Here is a 13041-nt window from a genome sequence, read left to right on the forward strand (position 1 = left end):
ATTTATTCAAGACGCCCGCCGAAGTGCGGCATACGCTGCGGATATGACTCCACAACTCAATGTCATCGGCATTGTCGTCAGCGATATGGCCGCCTCGCTCGCCCTCTACCGCCGCCTGGGTCTCGAGTTCCCGGAGGCGGATGAGGGGCATATGGAGGCCACGCTGCCCGGCGGTATGCGCCTCACACTGGATACCGAGGCCGTGATCAAGTCGTTCCACTCCGACTGGCAGCCGCCGACGTCCGCGGGGCGACTCGGGCTGGCATTCCAATGCGCGGATCCCGCCGAGGTCGACGCGGTCTACAGCGAACTCATCGATGCCGGATACCGCGGCGAACTGAAGCCGTGGGACGCCTTCTGGGGCCAGCGGTACGCGACAATCTTGGATCCGGACGGCAATAGCGTCGACCTGTACGCCCCGATATCCGATTGAGCGGTCGCTATGAGCGGGTGAGCAACTGGCTCAACGGCATGCCTGCCAGTTCGCGCACGTCGCGCGCGAGGTGGGCCTGATCAGCGAATCCGGTACGAAACGCGGTGTCCGCGAGTGGCACTCCGCTACGCGCCACCGCGAGCGCCCGCTGCAGCCGCAGGATTCGCGCCAACGTCTTCGGTCCGTAGCCGAAGGCCGCGAGCGAGCGTCGATGCAACACTCGCGCACCCACCCCCACGGCCTCGGCCGTCGCGGCGACCGAACATCCGGCATTCAGCGCATCGACGATTCGCCGCAAGGCCGGGTCGGGCGGTTCGGTGTCGTAGGCCCGGCGCACCGCGATAGCTTCCAGTGCATCGGTCTGATCCGCTGCCGCGCCGACCTGTTCCGCGAGCCGCCGCGCCTTCGCCGCGGACCACAGATCCGCCAACTCCACCCGTTTATCCCGCAATTCGTGTGCGGGCACGCCGAGCAGAGCGGGCGCGCTCCCTGGTGCGAATCGAACCCCCACCCATCGAGTGCCCGCCGCACCATCGGCCATATATGCCCGGGTATCCGGTCCGGCCACCAGCAACCTGCCGTTACTCCAGAGCAGATCCATACATCCATCCGGCAACACCGGCAATGCCGTGGCCCCGGTGGCATTGGTATTCGTCCACACCACGGCACCCGGCAGCCGCGACGGCCGCTCCCGATATCCCGGCACTGCCTCTGCCACGAATCCGAGGCTACCCGTGCCCGAGTCGCGGAGGTCAGTAGTCGACCCGCCAGCCACCGCGGCTGCTCCTGCGGCACCGAGATCGGTCATCGATCGCCGATGAATTCCCGGCGGCCGGGTCGTCCTATCCAGCAGGCCGAACCAAGGAGGCACGTCGTATGCAGATCCGTTCACGCCTGTGCATGAGCGCCGATGGCTACATCACCACACCCAATGGGTGGCCGCCACAGGTCGTCGATCCGGCGTATGTACCCGGCGAAAGCCACGGCATTCCGGAATTCGTCGCGACCTGTGAGGCCGCGCTGATGGGGCACACCACCTTCGCGCCCGCGCTGACAAATGACCGCTGGCCGTGGCCGACACTGCAGGTGTTCGTGCTCGCATCGCAGCGTCCCGCGGGCACCCCCGACCACGTCACGGTGGACAGCGATCCGGCGCGCTTGCTCGAGCAGCTGCGCGCGGCCAATCGTGGCGGTGATGTCCATTTGATCGGCGGTCCGCGCACCATCGAAACCTTTCGCGCGATAGGCGCATTGGACAAACTCGAATTGGTCGTGCTGCCCTTCTTCGTCGGCGGCGGCATGCGCCTCACCGAAGCACTGGATATCGATACCGGGCTCACCCTCGAGAGTTCGCGTGCGCTGTCCGGCGGATCGGTGGAAATCGTCTACACCGTCGACAATCGCGGCGGCGTACCGCAGGCTCGGGCGGCGGGTTGGGCACCCGCGTCACAGCGATTCAGTGCGGAGTGAGGCCGCGCGGGACAACCCGGATCAGGTGATCGTCGCCCGGCGCGAGTTTCGACTCCGGATCCTTGCATCCAACGGTGACTTCAGCACCTGCGGGCGAGGAAAAGGTCCACAGCGTCATCCACTCTTTTCCGCCGATTGTTTCCTGTTTTTTCGTATTAGTGGAACGAAGGTCTTCGTTGCGGCCGGTGCTGTCGGTTACCGCACAGCGTAGGCTCACGCTCGCCGCGCCCCAATCGACGGGCACCCTGATATCCATTACGGCATCGGCGGGAATCGGCACTTTCTTGGTTTCCCCCAACGGAATCCGCACGCCGTCGGCCGGCTCCTCGTTTTCGATCGGCGTCGCACTCACCGAACTCGTCTCCGCAGGTACGGACGAACTCGACGCGGCCGTCGTGGACTTGTCATCGGAGCAGCCCGCCACGGCAACGGCAAGTGCGGCCGGCACCGTCATCCAGATCAGTTTCACAGGTCAACCTCTCTTCGACAGAGCATGACTACAACTTCACAGATGGACGCAGACTACATGGCGGGAAAATCGGCAATTTGTTCGCAAATAAGAGGACTCGACGGATATCTACCGCTGAATTATTGATCGACCCTGCGAGCCAAGATGATTCGATACTCCGGAGCAGATCGCCCGTTTGGAAAGCGCCCTCGCCGCGGCGCACGTCCGCTACGCCTCAGTGGGCTACCCGCCACGGCTTCACCATGCGCGACACCACGGGTCTTCGATCAGGCGCTCTGCGACCGCGACCTCACCGATCTGCTCGACCTCCCGCACCGGGCGCTCCCCAGCGCGTGAGGAGAGGGCAGGATGAGCAATGAGCAACCCGAGGACAGGAGTGCGAATGGAGCTGAGCTACGGCGATGTGAAGGCCGCTGCCGATCGGATCACCGGGCACGTGCGGCCGGTCGCCATCGCACCCGGGGACGCAACCGGTGAGCTATGGCTGGCGTTGGAATTCATGCAGCACACCGGTTCGTTCAAGGCCCGTGGCGCCCGGAACTTCATCCGGGCGCACCAGGACGACGCGACGCTGCCGGACGCGGGCGTGACCATCGCATCCGGCGGAAACGCCGGACTCGCGTGCGCGTGGGCGGCTCGCGAACAGGGGGTACCGGCGACTGTATTCCTGCCAGCCACCGCGCCGAAGGTGAAGGTCGAGCGACTGCGCGGCTACGGCGCGGATGTGCGCCTGGTCGGCACCGAATACGCGGACGCACTCGCCGCCTGTCGCGAATTCGCCGATACCAGTGGGGCTTTGCCCTCGCACGCCTACGACAACCCCTACATCGCGGCCGGCGCGGGCACCCTCATGGTGGAGCTCCACCATCTGCTCCCTCGGTTGGACACCGTTGTCGTCGCGGTCGGCGGCGGAGGTCTGTTCGCCGGGGTCGCCACGGCGGCGGACCACTACGGCGCCCGGACGATCGCGGTGGAACCGCAACGCTGTCGGGCGCTGCACGATGCGATCCAGGCCGGACGTATCGTCGACGCGTCGGTCGATTCGGTCGCCGCCGATTCCCTCGGCGCCCGCCGCGCCACCGAACTGGCACTCCACGCTGCGCAGAACTATGACGTGACGTCGGTGCTCGTCCTCGATGCCGACATCATCGCGGCCCGGATGGCCCTGTGGCAGGACCGCCGCCTGGCCGTGGAACACGCCGCCGCAACTGCTCTCGCGGCATTGACCACCAAGGCCTATCGACCCGAACCCGGCGAACGGGTCTGCGTCGTCCTGTGCGGCGCCAATACCGATCCGGCGGATCTGGCGCGATAAACGGTTTACGCTCGATATCGACTCGGATGGAGGCACCTCATGTCGGTCCAATCCCTGATGGTCCCGATCGGAACACCCGCTCCGGACTTCAGTCTGCCCGACCTCGACGGTCACCTGCACACCCGTGCCGACTACGCGGACGGGCCCGGGCTACTGGTCATCTTCGCCTGTAACCACTGCCCTTATGTGCGGCACCTCGAGGCGAAGCTCGGCGAGGTGCTCGGCACATTGACCATCCCGACGGTGGCGATCTGCACCAATGATGCCGATGCCTATCCGGATGACGCGCCGGAACATCTACGGGCACAAGCCGATCGCGCGGGGTGGAAGTTCCCCTACCTGATCGACGAAACACAGCAGGTCGGTCGAGATTTCCGGGCCGCATGCACGCCGGACTTCTTCCTCTACGACGCGCGACTCGAACTCGCATACCGTGGCGCCTTCGACGAATCCACCCCCGGCAACGGTAAACCGGTGACCGGCAACGAATTACGCGCCGCGGCCGAGGCGGTACGCACCGGAGCACCCGTGCCCGAGCCGCACCGGCCGAGCATGGGCTGCTCCATCAAATGGCGTGCCTAGGTGCCGATTACGGCATTCATGATGGTGCCCGCGCTGGTCGCGACGACGCCGCCGATCATGGCTCCCGCCACCATCTTCGGCGACTGCAGGCCACCACCGGACCACTTCTCCCAGGCGAACCGTCCGCCCGCGTAGGTGATGGCGGTAATGCCTGCCAGCAGGATGAACCAGGTGAAATAGCGCACCATCTGCAGGATCTTGTCCGCGAGGGGCGGCGCCTCCGGTGTCGGATTGCCGAGTTGGGCCAGGACTGCTCCATACGTGTCATGTGCCGCGGCGAGAATCATGCTCACAGTCGTACCCCTCTTCTGATATCGGCGACGCTGGTAAGCGTCTAGCCAGATAATAGCGGCTCGACTCGAGACGGATTGTGCACCAAGCAGATTCACCGAGATACCCGTCAGCTGGATTCCAAGGCGGGTTTGCGATCACGGCGCAGCATGTACAGTGCCATCGCCGAACCAGAGACCGTGAGCACGGCGGCGACCGAATATATCGAACGCAGACCCGGTCCGTCATCGATGGCCCAGCCGCCGATGCGGCCCGCGCATGCGGCGGCGAGTTGGAATCCGGAGGCATTGACCGCGACTGCCAGTGTGGGTGCTGCACCCGCCGCGGTCACGACGCGGGTCTGCATACCGGGAATGACCGCGAAGGCCAGCACGCCGAGCACGAAAATCGATGCCACCGTAATCAATTGAATTTCCGCGACGCCCCAGAGCAGCGCCAGCGTGCCCGCGAGAGCGACGAGCAGGCCCGCCAGCGATGGCATCAGCGCCTTATCGGCCAGCCGACCACCGAGATAATTGCCGAGCACCGCGCCCGCGCCGTACGTCAGCAGCAGCACGGGAACCACACCCGCCGCGAAACCGCTCACCTCGGTGAGCAGCGGGGTGAAGTACGTAAACACCATCACCACACCGACATTGCCGAGTGCGGTGAGCGCGATCGCCAATTGCACTCGACGGTCGGTGAATACGCGCAGCTCGCCGGACACCGATCCGCCCGACGGCGCAGGCATCGTCGGCAGGAAACGCAGCACGAGCAGTAGCGCGACGGCCGCGCACAATGCGACCGATACGAATGTCGCACGCCAGCCGAAAGATTGGCCGATGGCCGCGCCGATCGGGGTGCCGCCGACAATGCCCAGATTCATGCCGAGCGACACCTGCGCCACCGCGGACGCCTCCCGCCCGGGTTCGGCCGTCGAGACGACCGTTGCGATGGCGACGGCGAAAAACGTTGCCACCACGAGTCCTGCGGCGAATCTGGCCAGCAGCACGGTCGAATAGTCAGGCGCGAGAGCCGAACCCAGGTTCGCGACGACCGCGACCGCGACCAAACCGACCACGAGCGGTTTGCGCGGCAGCCGCGCCGTCGCCACGGTCACCACCGGGCCACCGACGATCATGCCCAGCGCATAGGCGCTCACCAGCAGACCCGCCGCGGGCACCGACACCGCGAGACCATCGGCCACCTCGGGCAGGATTCCGGCGATGACGAATTCCCCGGTGGTCAGGCTGAAGACCACCAGCATGAGCGCAAAGACAGCAGGGCGCATATATCCACTCCGGGTAGTTACAACTCAAATGATTTGAACTAGAACTATCACAGTTCGAAGCATGACACTAGACTCGGCTGCATGATGGAGCAGGCGTCACCGAATCTCACCGTCGATACCGAGATCGATCGGGATGTCTGCAAGCTGGTGCATCAGTTCACCCATCGCCTCGACGTGCATGTACGCCGCGTCGCCGAGACATTGGATATGACGCCGTCGCAGGTCATCGCCCTGCGCGAACTGTCGGATCCGATTACCGCACGCGAGTTGGCCGCCAGAATGTCGTGCGAACCGTCGAATGCGACCTTCGTGCTCGACCGCCTCGAACAGCAGGATCTCGTTCGGCGACAACCACATCCGACTGATCGCCGCGCCAAACAAATCGTGCTGACGGCGGCCGGGCAGCGGCGCCGCGCCGAGGCGCTCGACCTGCTCGGGGCGCGATCGCCACTGACCTCACTCACCGCTGCGCAGCAGCGCACCCTGCGCGATCTGCTGCAGGCAATGGTGAGCCCCGTTGTTTAACAATACGGCCGGACGTACTCTTTAGATATGACTACCGAGGACAAGCGCCTGCTGCGCGGGGCCCGCAGCCGCCAGCTCGTATTGCGTCATGCGGTCGACACCGCCTCCCTCGACGGTCTCGAGGGTTTGAGCTTCGGCAAGTTGGCGAGCGATACCGGGCTCAGCAAGGCGGGTGTGCAGACCCTGTTCAAGACCAAGGAGACGCTGCAACTAGCGGCGCTGGACTTCGCCCGCGATATGTTCGTCGATGCCGTCATCCAGCCCGCCCGCGCACAACCGCATGGAGTGGCCCGACTTCGCGCCCTGATCGAACACTGGATCGTCTATGCTCAGGCCCCGCTGTTCACGGGTGGCTGCTATCGGGTCGCGAATATGGCGGAGTTCGACAGTCGTCCCGGTCCGGTGCGCGATGCCCTCGTCCGCGATCAGCGCGACTGGATAGCGACCATCGCGCGCGAACTCCGGTATGCCGTCGATTCGGGCGAAATCGCTGATCTGGATATCGATCTCGCAGCCTTCCAGATCGACGCAGTCCTCTGCGCCGCCAATACCGCACTGCGACTCGGCGAATCCGATGCGGTGTCCAAGATCCGCCGAGTTGTCGAAAACCTTCTTATTCCGGCGACCTAGGGGCAGTCGGCGGTCTGTTGCAGCTCGATCCTGGTCCGGTCGTCGCTGAGGATGAGGGTGCCGTCGCCAGTGGTGGTCCATGTCGGTGCGAGGAGCAGGAATTCGGTGAGCCAGGAGTCCTGGTCGGCGAATTCCGGCGGGTAGGAAAGCACGGTGGAGAACGGGGATCTGGTTTTCAGAACACCGCTATCGGGATCCACCTCGAACATCACGGTATTTGCGCCCGCATGGGCGGATAGGCGGCGGGTTTCGTCGACGAACCACAGGGTGATCCAGGTGCCGCGGACCAGGAATCGTGGTCGGCCATTCTCGGTGACGGATGAGGAGACATAGCGGTGGCCCCAGAGATCGGCGTCTTGCATCGGTGGATCGGCCCTTACTCACAGCGTTCGACAGCTCATCTATCCTGGTGCGCCCGCCGAGTATGCAGGAACGGCCCGGTCCACTGAACGAACCGATCAGCGAAGATTCTTCTCGATTTCGCGGGCGGTATGTGCGACCAGGCCGGGCAGATTCGGCGGAAACTGTTGGGACAGGGAGATACAGCAGATCGCGGCCGCATCACACATGCCCGGTTGACGGATAGCCGCTGCGGCACAACATATCCCGGCGATGAGCTTGTGATGGTCGACGGAAACCATTCCCGCATCGACGATTCCGGAGCAGACACGCTGCCATTCCGCGGCCGAATAGCTCGGCGGCGGGACGGTGTTGTCGACGCGCCCCGCGAACAGCACCTGCGCCAACGCGGTGCGATAGACCAACTCCGGATCCACGGTGGTATTTACGAAAAACTCCGCGCCCTTGATCCCGGAGACCATCCGAACCTCACCCGCATCGAGAATGCACACCGCAACAGTCGAATTCGTCAATGCGGACAGTACCCGGGCCGGTCGTTGCGCGGCCCGGCGCAGGATCGGCGCGGCCTGCCAATGTCGCCCGAGCTCCGCCATGCGCTCGCCGACGAAATAACGCTGCTCTACCCGCTGCACGGCACCGAGCGCCACCAATTGTTCGGCCAGCCGATATGCGGTGGCCTTCGCCAATCCGGTGGTGCGGGCCAGTTGCGAGAGTCCACAGCCCTCGGGTGCCGCTGAAATGGCCTCCAGGATCTGGAAACCGGCATCGAGCACACCGCGGCCCGTGCCGTCCGTCGATGGACTACCGGCCATCGCGCCCGTCCTCCTCCTTGCCGCGGCTCCTATCGGTACACGGCAAGAGAAGATGGTACGCCGGTTGTCGTTCGCAACAAGGCGTTCCGGGACGGGGTCAGCTCACGTTGAGGACGACCTTGCCTGGGCCACGCCCCTTTTCGCTCTCCTCATGGGCGGCTGCGGCACGCTCGAGCAGGAAGGTCCGCGCCGGGCCGGGCAGCCGGAACGTACCGCTGGCGACCCGCTCGGCGACCTGGTGGAGCAGTTCGGTCGGCCGCTGGGCACCGGTACCGGCGAGGAAGGTGATGCCGAGATCGCTGGCGGCCGGGTCGGCGATCGTCACGATGCGGTCGGTGCCGCCACGCAATTCGATCGCGGCGGGCAGCACACCGTATCCGGCCGCATCGAAGACGGCGTCGATGCCGTTGGGCGCGAGTTCGCGCACGCGCTCGACCAGACCGGCACCGTAGGTGGTCGGGGTGGCGCCGATTTCGCGCACAATGTCCTGATTGGCCGCGGATGCGGTGCCGATTACGGTGGCTCCCTCGGCCGCTGCCAGTTGCGCCGCCATCGACCCCACCGCACCGGACGCACCGTTGATGAGCAGCGTGTCGCCCGACTGTATTTTCAGTGCCGCCAATGACTTCTCCGCCGCCGACACCGCGACCGGGAGCGATGCGGCATCCGGCCAGGACAATTCCTCGGGTTTCTTCGCGACGGCATTGCTGAGGGCGTATTCGGCGTACGCCGCGACAGCCCAGCCGAGTACCTCATCGCCAACCGCCACGCCGGTGACATCAGGACCGACCGCATCGATCACACCGGCGATCTCACCACCCGGATACTGCGGAAACGTCGGTTCGCCGAAAGATACTGCGCCGGAACGGATCTTCCAATCCACCGGATTCACCGCGGTGGTCCGCACCTCCACTCGGACCTGCCCAGGACCAGGTTCCGGGATCGGGATGTCGACGATCTGCAGTACGTCCGGACCGCCGAATTCGTAGAACGCAATCGCCCGCATCATTCCAGCCTACGGGTCACAGCGCGCGCTTACGGGTAGCGCCGCCGTATTTTCTCAGGATAGTCTCATCGAACACCTACCTCTGGTCTCAGAAGTGTTCCGTTCAATGGCCGGTGGCTGCCCCGCCCGGTTCCAGTCTCACCCGGGCGGTAGGCAGCGCCAAATCGGCAAGTATCCGAAACGACCTCGAACCGAATCGGCGGCCATCTCGTAACACCTACCACAACGAGCCGACAACGCCGAGGTCATGATGAGCGTCGAACATGTCAACCGTCGAACGATCGTCATCGGAGCAGGAGCCGCGGCAGTTGTCGCGGCCTGTTCGACGAGCGAAAGTCCCTCGAACCAAGCCACTCCCACTTCCACCGCAGCGCCGACGTCGTCGAGTTCGATCGCCGCCGAACCGCCGCCTTCCGCCGTCGAGATACAGGCCGGGCCGGAACCAGTGCCCGGCACCGCACTTATCCGTACCGCCGATGTCCCGATCGGTTCCGGCGTGCTACTCGGCGATACCGTCCTCACCCAACCGAGTCCTGGCGACTACCAGGCATTTTCGGTCATCTGCCCGCATGCGGGCTGTGCGGTCGCCACGATCAGCGCGGGCACCGTCAATTGCCCTTGCCACGGCAGTAGATTCAATCTCGACGGCTCCGTAGCCACAGGTCCGGCCACCCAACCGCTCGCCGCGCGCGCCATCTCGGTTCAGGGCGAATGGATCGTCGCGGGCGCGTTCGCACCGCTACCCGCCACTCGTCAACAGGTGCAGGAGCAACCCGCACCGGCGCCGCAGGTCGAGGAGGGCGCACCGGAGAACGCCATCGCCCGCGCCGCGGATGTGCCGGTCGGCTCCGGCGTCATCCTCGGTGACACTGTCGTGACCCAAGCGAATCCCGGTAATTACCAAGGCTTCTCGGTGATCTGTACACACCAGGGCTGTGCCCTCAACGAAATCGCGGGCGGCACCATCAATTGCCCTTGTCACGGTAGCAAATTCCATCTGGACGGATCCGTCGCCACCGGTCCGGCAAACGAACCGCTGTCACCCCGTGAGGTATCCCTACAGGGCGATTGGATCGTCGCCGGCGCACCGGCGACACCGCCAATGATCAAGCCGTGGTGGTGTGAAGTCCCGATTTTCGCCCCGGGTAGTGCGGGCTGCTGACTATTTCCGCCGCGCTGTGCGGGTCGCTCCGATGGAGGCCGCCACGACGCAGATGACGCCAGCCCATTGCGCCGCATGCATGATCTGGCCGAGGACGATCAGTCCGGCGAGTGCGGCGGCCGCCGGTTCCAGGCTCATCAGTACGCCGAAGACGCGCGGTGGGATGCGCCGCAGCGCTTCGAGTTCCACGGAATACGGCAGCACCGACGACAGCATCGCGACCGCGAAACCGGCGGCGAGGACCGACGGCTGGAACAGGGTCGCCCCCGCGTCGGCAATGCCGACCGGGACCATGAGCACACCGCCGAAGGCCATCGCGATGGCCAATCCCCCACCGCCGCTGGTCCGGTCACCGAGTGCGGCGCTCAGCAGAATGTAGCTCGCCCACAGGGCTCCCGCGGCCAGCGCGAACAGCACACCCGACCAGCCGACATCACCGCCCGCCTTGGTCAGCAGCAGCACGCCGCCGCCGGCGAGCACCGCCCACACGGGATCTGTCCATCGCCGTGAGCCCGCCAGCGCGACGGTGAGCGGCCCCAAGAATTCCAGGGTGACCGCCATACCCAGCGGAATCCGGTCGATGGCCTGATAGAAGCACAGATTCATGGAGGCGAGTACGGTGCCGTAGCCGAGCACGACCGGCAGCGCGCGCCGCTCGATTCGCAGCGAGGAGCGCCAGACGACCAACAGCACCACCCCGGCGAAGAACAGTCGCAGTGTGACCGCACCCGCGGCTCCGGTCGCAGTGAACAGCTGTTTGGCCAGTGCCGCACCGACCTGTACGCTGACGATCCCGATCAGCACCAATGCCGTCGGCGGCACCCCGCCGAGCCCGCGCGCGTGCACCGCACGCAGGGGCGCCAGCGGCCACGCCGACTTCGGATTCCGTTCGATATCGATCGCGACCACGCGGCACCTCCGTCCAAAAGCCCAGCATCCCAGAAACGGTCAGGCCGCCGGGCGGGGACCTGCCAGATCGACTAGATCGATGTCCTTCGGCGCGCAATCGCGTTCGCTCACCTGCGACTTCGCCCGCCTGCTGGCAACGAGGTACGCAACCACCAGCAACACGCTCAACCACACGTAGGTGTTCCCCCACAGGTGTTGCCAAGGCGTCCAAGCCAATTCGCGGCGATTATCGCCGGGCAACCAATTCTGCGGCCCGTAGACGAATGCCGCGGCGGTGAGCACGATTGCCACATACCAGCCGATCGCCCGACGGCGCGGCAGTGTGGTCGCGTAACAGACCATCGCGAACAGCGCGGGCGCGATCATCACCCAGTGGTGCGACCAGGAGATCGGCGAGACCAGCAGCGTAAAGACGGCATTGATGGACAGCGCGAGTGCGGGCACCTCGGCGGCGTGGCGCATGGCCGGGACCACCAGCGCGAGCAGCGCCGCACTCAGCAGCAGCCACAGCACGGTGAACAGCGGCTTCTCCACGCCGAAGCGGGCGAGCACAGCCTGGATCGACTGGTTGGTATGGAAGGAGGAGCCGCTGAGCCCGGAGACATTGCCGAGCCCGCCGAACCAGTAGTTGACCGATTCCTTGGGCAGGATCGCGAAGCTGAGCGCGGTCGCCACCGCACCGGTGATCGCGGCCGTGATCGCGGCGCGATAGTCCCGGCGCACCAGGAAGTAGAGCACGAACGCGGCCGGTGTCAGCTTGATCGCGGCGGCCACGCCGACCAGCATGCCGCGCCGCCACTTCGGCTTCGCGGTCAGCGCGTCGGCGACGACCAACACCATCAGCAGCAGATTGACCTGTCCGAAGTCCAGCGTGGACCGGACCGGTTCCAGCAACATGGCCAGCGGGGTCGCACAGCAGGTGGCGAGCAATGCGAGCTGCAATCCGCCGCGCTCGGGCCAGCGCCGCCGCGCGACCAGATAGAGCGTCACGGCCAGCGCTAGCGTCGAGGAGATGAAGAAGGTGAAGGCCGCGGCGTCCCATGGCAGCAGTGCGAACGGGCTCAGCACCAGCGCGGCGAACGGGGGATAGATGAACGGCAGGCCGATACCAATGGTGGTCTGCGGCAGCTGACCGTACATATCCGCGCCATCGCGCAGCGCCTCGATACCGAGCCGGTACACCTGCAGGTCGATGAACCCACCGGTGATCCGATGGAAGGGCCACAGCGGCGCCAGCAGGCACCAGGTGGCGAAGCCGACGAGCAGCACCGGCACCAGCCACACCGCGCGCCCGAATCGTCGGTTCACGGGCTTGGACCTATCTGGGGTGGTGACACTACTCATCCGCGGCGACTATACCGATCCGCCCGAACGCAGCCGAATCGGCGTTCGTGCTCATGGCAATCGGTCACGCCCCGAACAAGCTCAGCAGATCGTTCTTGCCGAACATGGCCGCCGCGGCCCGCGCGGACGGTGTCCCGGCATCCGGATCCGCACCGGCGTCGAGCAGGGCGCGCAGGATCTCGGTCTCGCCCTTGAAGACGGCACCGGCCAGCGGTGTCTGTCCTTTGTCATTGGCGCGGTTCGGGTCGGCATCGCGGGCCAGCAGCACTCGTACCACGTCCTGATGACCGTGGTAGGCGGCCAGCATGAGTAGCGTGTCGCCATGGTCGTTGGTGAGGTTCACCGGGACACCGGCATCGAGGTACGCCGTGAGCTGCTCGGTATCGCCGTGCCGAGCTAGATCGAAGATCTTGGTGGCGAGTTCGATCAGGTCCGCGTCCGTCTCGTCATTGCCCATCTGCCA

General features: G+C 65.5%; 17 protein-coding genes. 7 read left to right on the forward strand and 10 right to left on the reverse strand.

Translation table 11 applies throughout. From position 1 onward, the window contains the following. Positions 1-43 precede the first annotated feature (43 nt). The gene (locus ACQP2U_RS33520) at positions 44-433 is read left to right on the forward strand and encodes a VOC family protein (protein WP_433711146.1); all 390 of its coding nucleotides are present in this window, start codon (positions 44-46) and stop codon (positions 431-433) included. A 7-nt stretch (positions 434-440) separates the two neighbouring features. Here the strand turns inward: ACQP2U_RS33520 and ACQP2U_RS33525 are convergent, their stop codons facing one another. Beyond that, positions 441-1151: a helix-turn-helix domain-containing protein gene (locus tag ACQP2U_RS33525; protein ID WP_433711147.1), complete on the reverse strand. Its 711-nt coding sequence runs from the start codon at positions 1149-1151 to the stop codon at positions 441-443. Between the two features lie 158 nt (positions 1152-1309). Between ACQP2U_RS33525 and ACQP2U_RS33530 the strand changes: the two genes are divergently transcribed. Continuing rightward, entirely contained in the window at positions 1310-1903 is a 594-nt protein-coding gene (locus ACQP2U_RS33530; protein WP_397035386.1) for a dihydrofolate reductase family protein, read from the forward strand. On the opposite strand, the gene ACQP2U_RS33535 is transcribed toward ACQP2U_RS33530, so the two are convergent. After that, a complete protein-coding gene (locus ACQP2U_RS33535; RefSeq protein ID WP_433711148.1) occupies positions 1890-2255 on the reverse strand; it encodes a hypothetical protein in 366 nt (121 codons plus the stop codon). The genes ACQP2U_RS33530 and ACQP2U_RS33535 overlap by 14 nt on opposite strands. Positions 2256-2754: 499 nt before the next feature. On the opposite strand from ACQP2U_RS33535, the gene ACQP2U_RS33540 reads away from it, so the two are divergent. After that, a complete protein-coding gene (locus ACQP2U_RS33540; RefSeq protein WP_433711149.1) occupies positions 2755-3687 on the forward strand; it encodes a threonine/serine dehydratase in 933 nt (310 codons plus the stop codon). A 39-nt stretch (positions 3688-3726) separates the two neighbouring features. Continuing rightward, a complete protein-coding gene (locus ACQP2U_RS33545) occupies positions 3727-4269 on the forward strand; it encodes a thioredoxin family protein (protein ID WP_433711150.1) in 543 nt (180 codons plus the stop codon). Here ACQP2U_RS33545 and ACQP2U_RS33550 read toward each other — a convergent pair. Both ACQP2U_RS33550 and ACQP2U_RS33555 read right to left on the reverse strand, forming a co-directional pair. Then, the gene (locus ACQP2U_RS33550) at positions 4266-4556 is read right to left on the reverse strand and encodes a hypothetical protein (protein WP_174415132.1); all 291 of its coding nucleotides are present in this window, start codon (positions 4554-4556) and stop codon (positions 4266-4268) included. The genes ACQP2U_RS33545 and ACQP2U_RS33550 overlap by 4 nt on opposite strands. Before the next feature lie 113 nt (positions 4557-4669). Further along, positions 4670-5830, reverse strand: coding sequence for an MFS transporter (locus ACQP2U_RS33555; RefSeq protein ID WP_433711152.1), 1161 nt, complete (start codon positions 5828-5830; stop codon positions 4670-4672). Positions 5831-5911: 81 nt separating this feature from the next. Here ACQP2U_RS33555 and ACQP2U_RS33560 point away from each other — a divergent pair, with 81 nt between their 5' ends. Next, positions 5912-6355, forward strand: coding sequence for a MarR family winged helix-turn-helix transcriptional regulator (locus ACQP2U_RS33560; RefSeq protein ID WP_433711153.1), 444 nt, complete (start codon positions 5912-5914; stop codon positions 6353-6355). Positions 6356-6382: 27 nt separating this feature from the next. Further along, positions 6383-6985: a TetR/AcrR family transcriptional regulator gene (locus ACQP2U_RS33565; protein WP_433711154.1), complete on the forward strand. Its 603-nt coding sequence runs from the start codon at positions 6383-6385 to the stop codon at positions 6983-6985. On the opposite strand, the gene ACQP2U_RS33570 is transcribed toward ACQP2U_RS33565, so the two are convergent. From ACQP2U_RS33570 to ACQP2U_RS33580, 3 genes are all read right to left on the reverse strand, one after another. Further along, positions 6982-7347, reverse strand: coding sequence for an META domain-containing protein (locus ACQP2U_RS33570; RefSeq protein WP_433711155.1), 366 nt, complete (start codon positions 7345-7347; stop codon positions 6982-6984). The genes ACQP2U_RS33565 and ACQP2U_RS33570 overlap by 4 nt on opposite strands. Positions 7348-7443: 96 nt before the next feature. Next, positions 7444-8157, reverse strand: coding sequence for a helix-turn-helix domain-containing protein (locus ACQP2U_RS33575; protein WP_433711156.1), 714 nt, complete (start codon positions 8155-8157; stop codon positions 7444-7446). A gap of 97 nt (positions 8158-8254) precedes the next feature. Further along, positions 8255-9163 carry an NADP-dependent oxidoreductase gene (locus ACQP2U_RS33580; protein ID WP_433716661.1) on the reverse strand — a complete coding sequence of 303 codons (909 nt, stop codon included), beginning with the start codon at positions 9161-9163 and terminating at the stop codon, positions 8255-8257. A 247-nt stretch (positions 9164-9410) separates the two neighbouring features. On the opposite strand from ACQP2U_RS33580, the gene ACQP2U_RS33585 reads away from it, so the two are divergent. Continuing rightward, positions 9411-10325 (forward strand): ubiquinol-cytochrome c reductase iron-sulfur subunit, encoded by a 915-nt coding sequence (locus ACQP2U_RS33585; protein WP_433711157.1) that lies wholly within the window; start codon positions 9411-9413, stop codon positions 10323-10325. Here ACQP2U_RS33585 and ACQP2U_RS33590 read toward each other — a convergent pair whose 3' ends face one another. The 3 genes from ACQP2U_RS33590 to ACQP2U_RS33600 all read right to left on the reverse strand — a co-directional run bounded on the left by ACQP2U_RS33590 (position 10326) and on the right by ACQP2U_RS33600 (position 13035). Beyond that, positions 10326-11234 (reverse strand): EamA family transporter, encoded by a 909-nt coding sequence (locus ACQP2U_RS33590; protein WP_433711158.1) that lies wholly within the window; start codon positions 11232-11234, stop codon positions 10326-10328. 39 nt (positions 11235-11273) lie between these two features. Continuing rightward, a complete protein-coding gene (locus ACQP2U_RS33595; RefSeq protein WP_433711159.1) occupies positions 11274-12578 on the reverse strand; it encodes a glycosyltransferase 87 family protein in 1305 nt (434 codons plus the stop codon). 64 nt (positions 12579-12642) lie between these two features. Beyond that, positions 12643-13035: an ankyrin repeat domain-containing protein gene (locus ACQP2U_RS33600; protein WP_433711160.1), complete on the reverse strand. Its 393-nt coding sequence runs from the start codon at positions 13033-13035 to the stop codon at positions 12643-12645. Between the last annotated feature and the right edge of the window lie 6 nt (positions 13036-13041).

The organism is Nocardia sp. CA-084685 (assembly GCF_050955785.1).
GTDB lineage: Bacteria > Actinomycetota > Actinomycetes > Mycobacteriales > Mycobacteriaceae > Nocardia.

What these genes read in the sequence shown, in the direction of transcription:
- ACQP2U_RS33520 (WP_433711146.1), top strand. Translation starts at nt 44, where the DNA reads ATGACTCCACAACTCAATGTCATCGGCATTGTCGTCAGCGATATGGCC.
- ACQP2U_RS33530 (WP_397035386.1), top strand. Translation starts at nt 1,310, where the DNA reads ATGCAGATCCGTTCACGCCTGTGCATGAGCGCCGATGGCTACATCACC.
- ACQP2U_RS33540 (WP_433711149.1), top strand. Translation starts at nt 2,755, where the DNA reads ATGGAGCTGAGCTACGGCGATGTGAAGGCCGCTGCCGATCGGATCACC.
- ACQP2U_RS33545 (WP_433711150.1), top strand. Translation starts at nt 3,727, where the DNA reads ATGTCGGTCCAATCCCTGATGGTCCCGATCGGAACACCCGCTCCGGAC.
- ACQP2U_RS33550 (WP_174415132.1), bottom strand. Translation starts at nt 4,556, where the DNA reads ATGATTCTCGCCGCGGCACATGACACGTATGGAGCAGTCCTGGCCCAA.
- ACQP2U_RS33555 (WP_433711152.1), bottom strand. Translation starts at nt 5,830, where the DNA reads ATGCGCCCTGCTGTCTTTGCGCTCATGCTGGTGGTCTTCAGCCTGACC.
- ACQP2U_RS33560 (WP_433711153.1), top strand. Translation starts at nt 5,912, where the DNA reads ATGATGGAGCAGGCGTCACCGAATCTCACCGTCGATACCGAGATCGAT.
- ACQP2U_RS33565 (WP_433711154.1), top strand. Translation starts at nt 6,383, where the DNA reads ATGACTACCGAGGACAAGCGCCTGCTGCGCGGGGCCCGCAGCCGCCAG.
- ACQP2U_RS33570 (WP_433711155.1), bottom strand. Translation starts at nt 7,347, where the DNA reads ATGCAAGACGCCGATCTCTGGGGCCACCGCTATGTCTCCTCATCCGTC.
- ACQP2U_RS33575 (WP_433711156.1), bottom strand. Translation starts at nt 8,157, where the DNA reads ATGGCCGGTAGTCCATCGACGGACGGCACGGGCCGCGGTGTGCTCGAT.
- ACQP2U_RS33580 (WP_433716661.1), bottom strand. Translation starts at nt 9,163, where the DNA reads ATGCGGGCGATTGCGTTCTACGAATTCGGCGGTCCGGACGTACTGCAG.
- ACQP2U_RS33585 (WP_433711157.1), top strand. Translation starts at nt 9,411, where the DNA reads ATGATGAGCGTCGAACATGTCAACCGTCGAACGATCGTCATCGGAGCA.
- ACQP2U_RS33595 (WP_433711159.1), bottom strand. Translation starts at nt 12,578, where the DNA reads ATGAGTAGTGTCACCACCCCAGATAGGTCCAAGCCCGTGAACCGACGA.
- ACQP2U_RS33600 (WP_433711160.1), bottom strand. Translation starts at nt 13,035, where the DNA reads ATGGGCAATGACGAGACGGACGCGGACCTGATCGAACTCGCCACCAAG.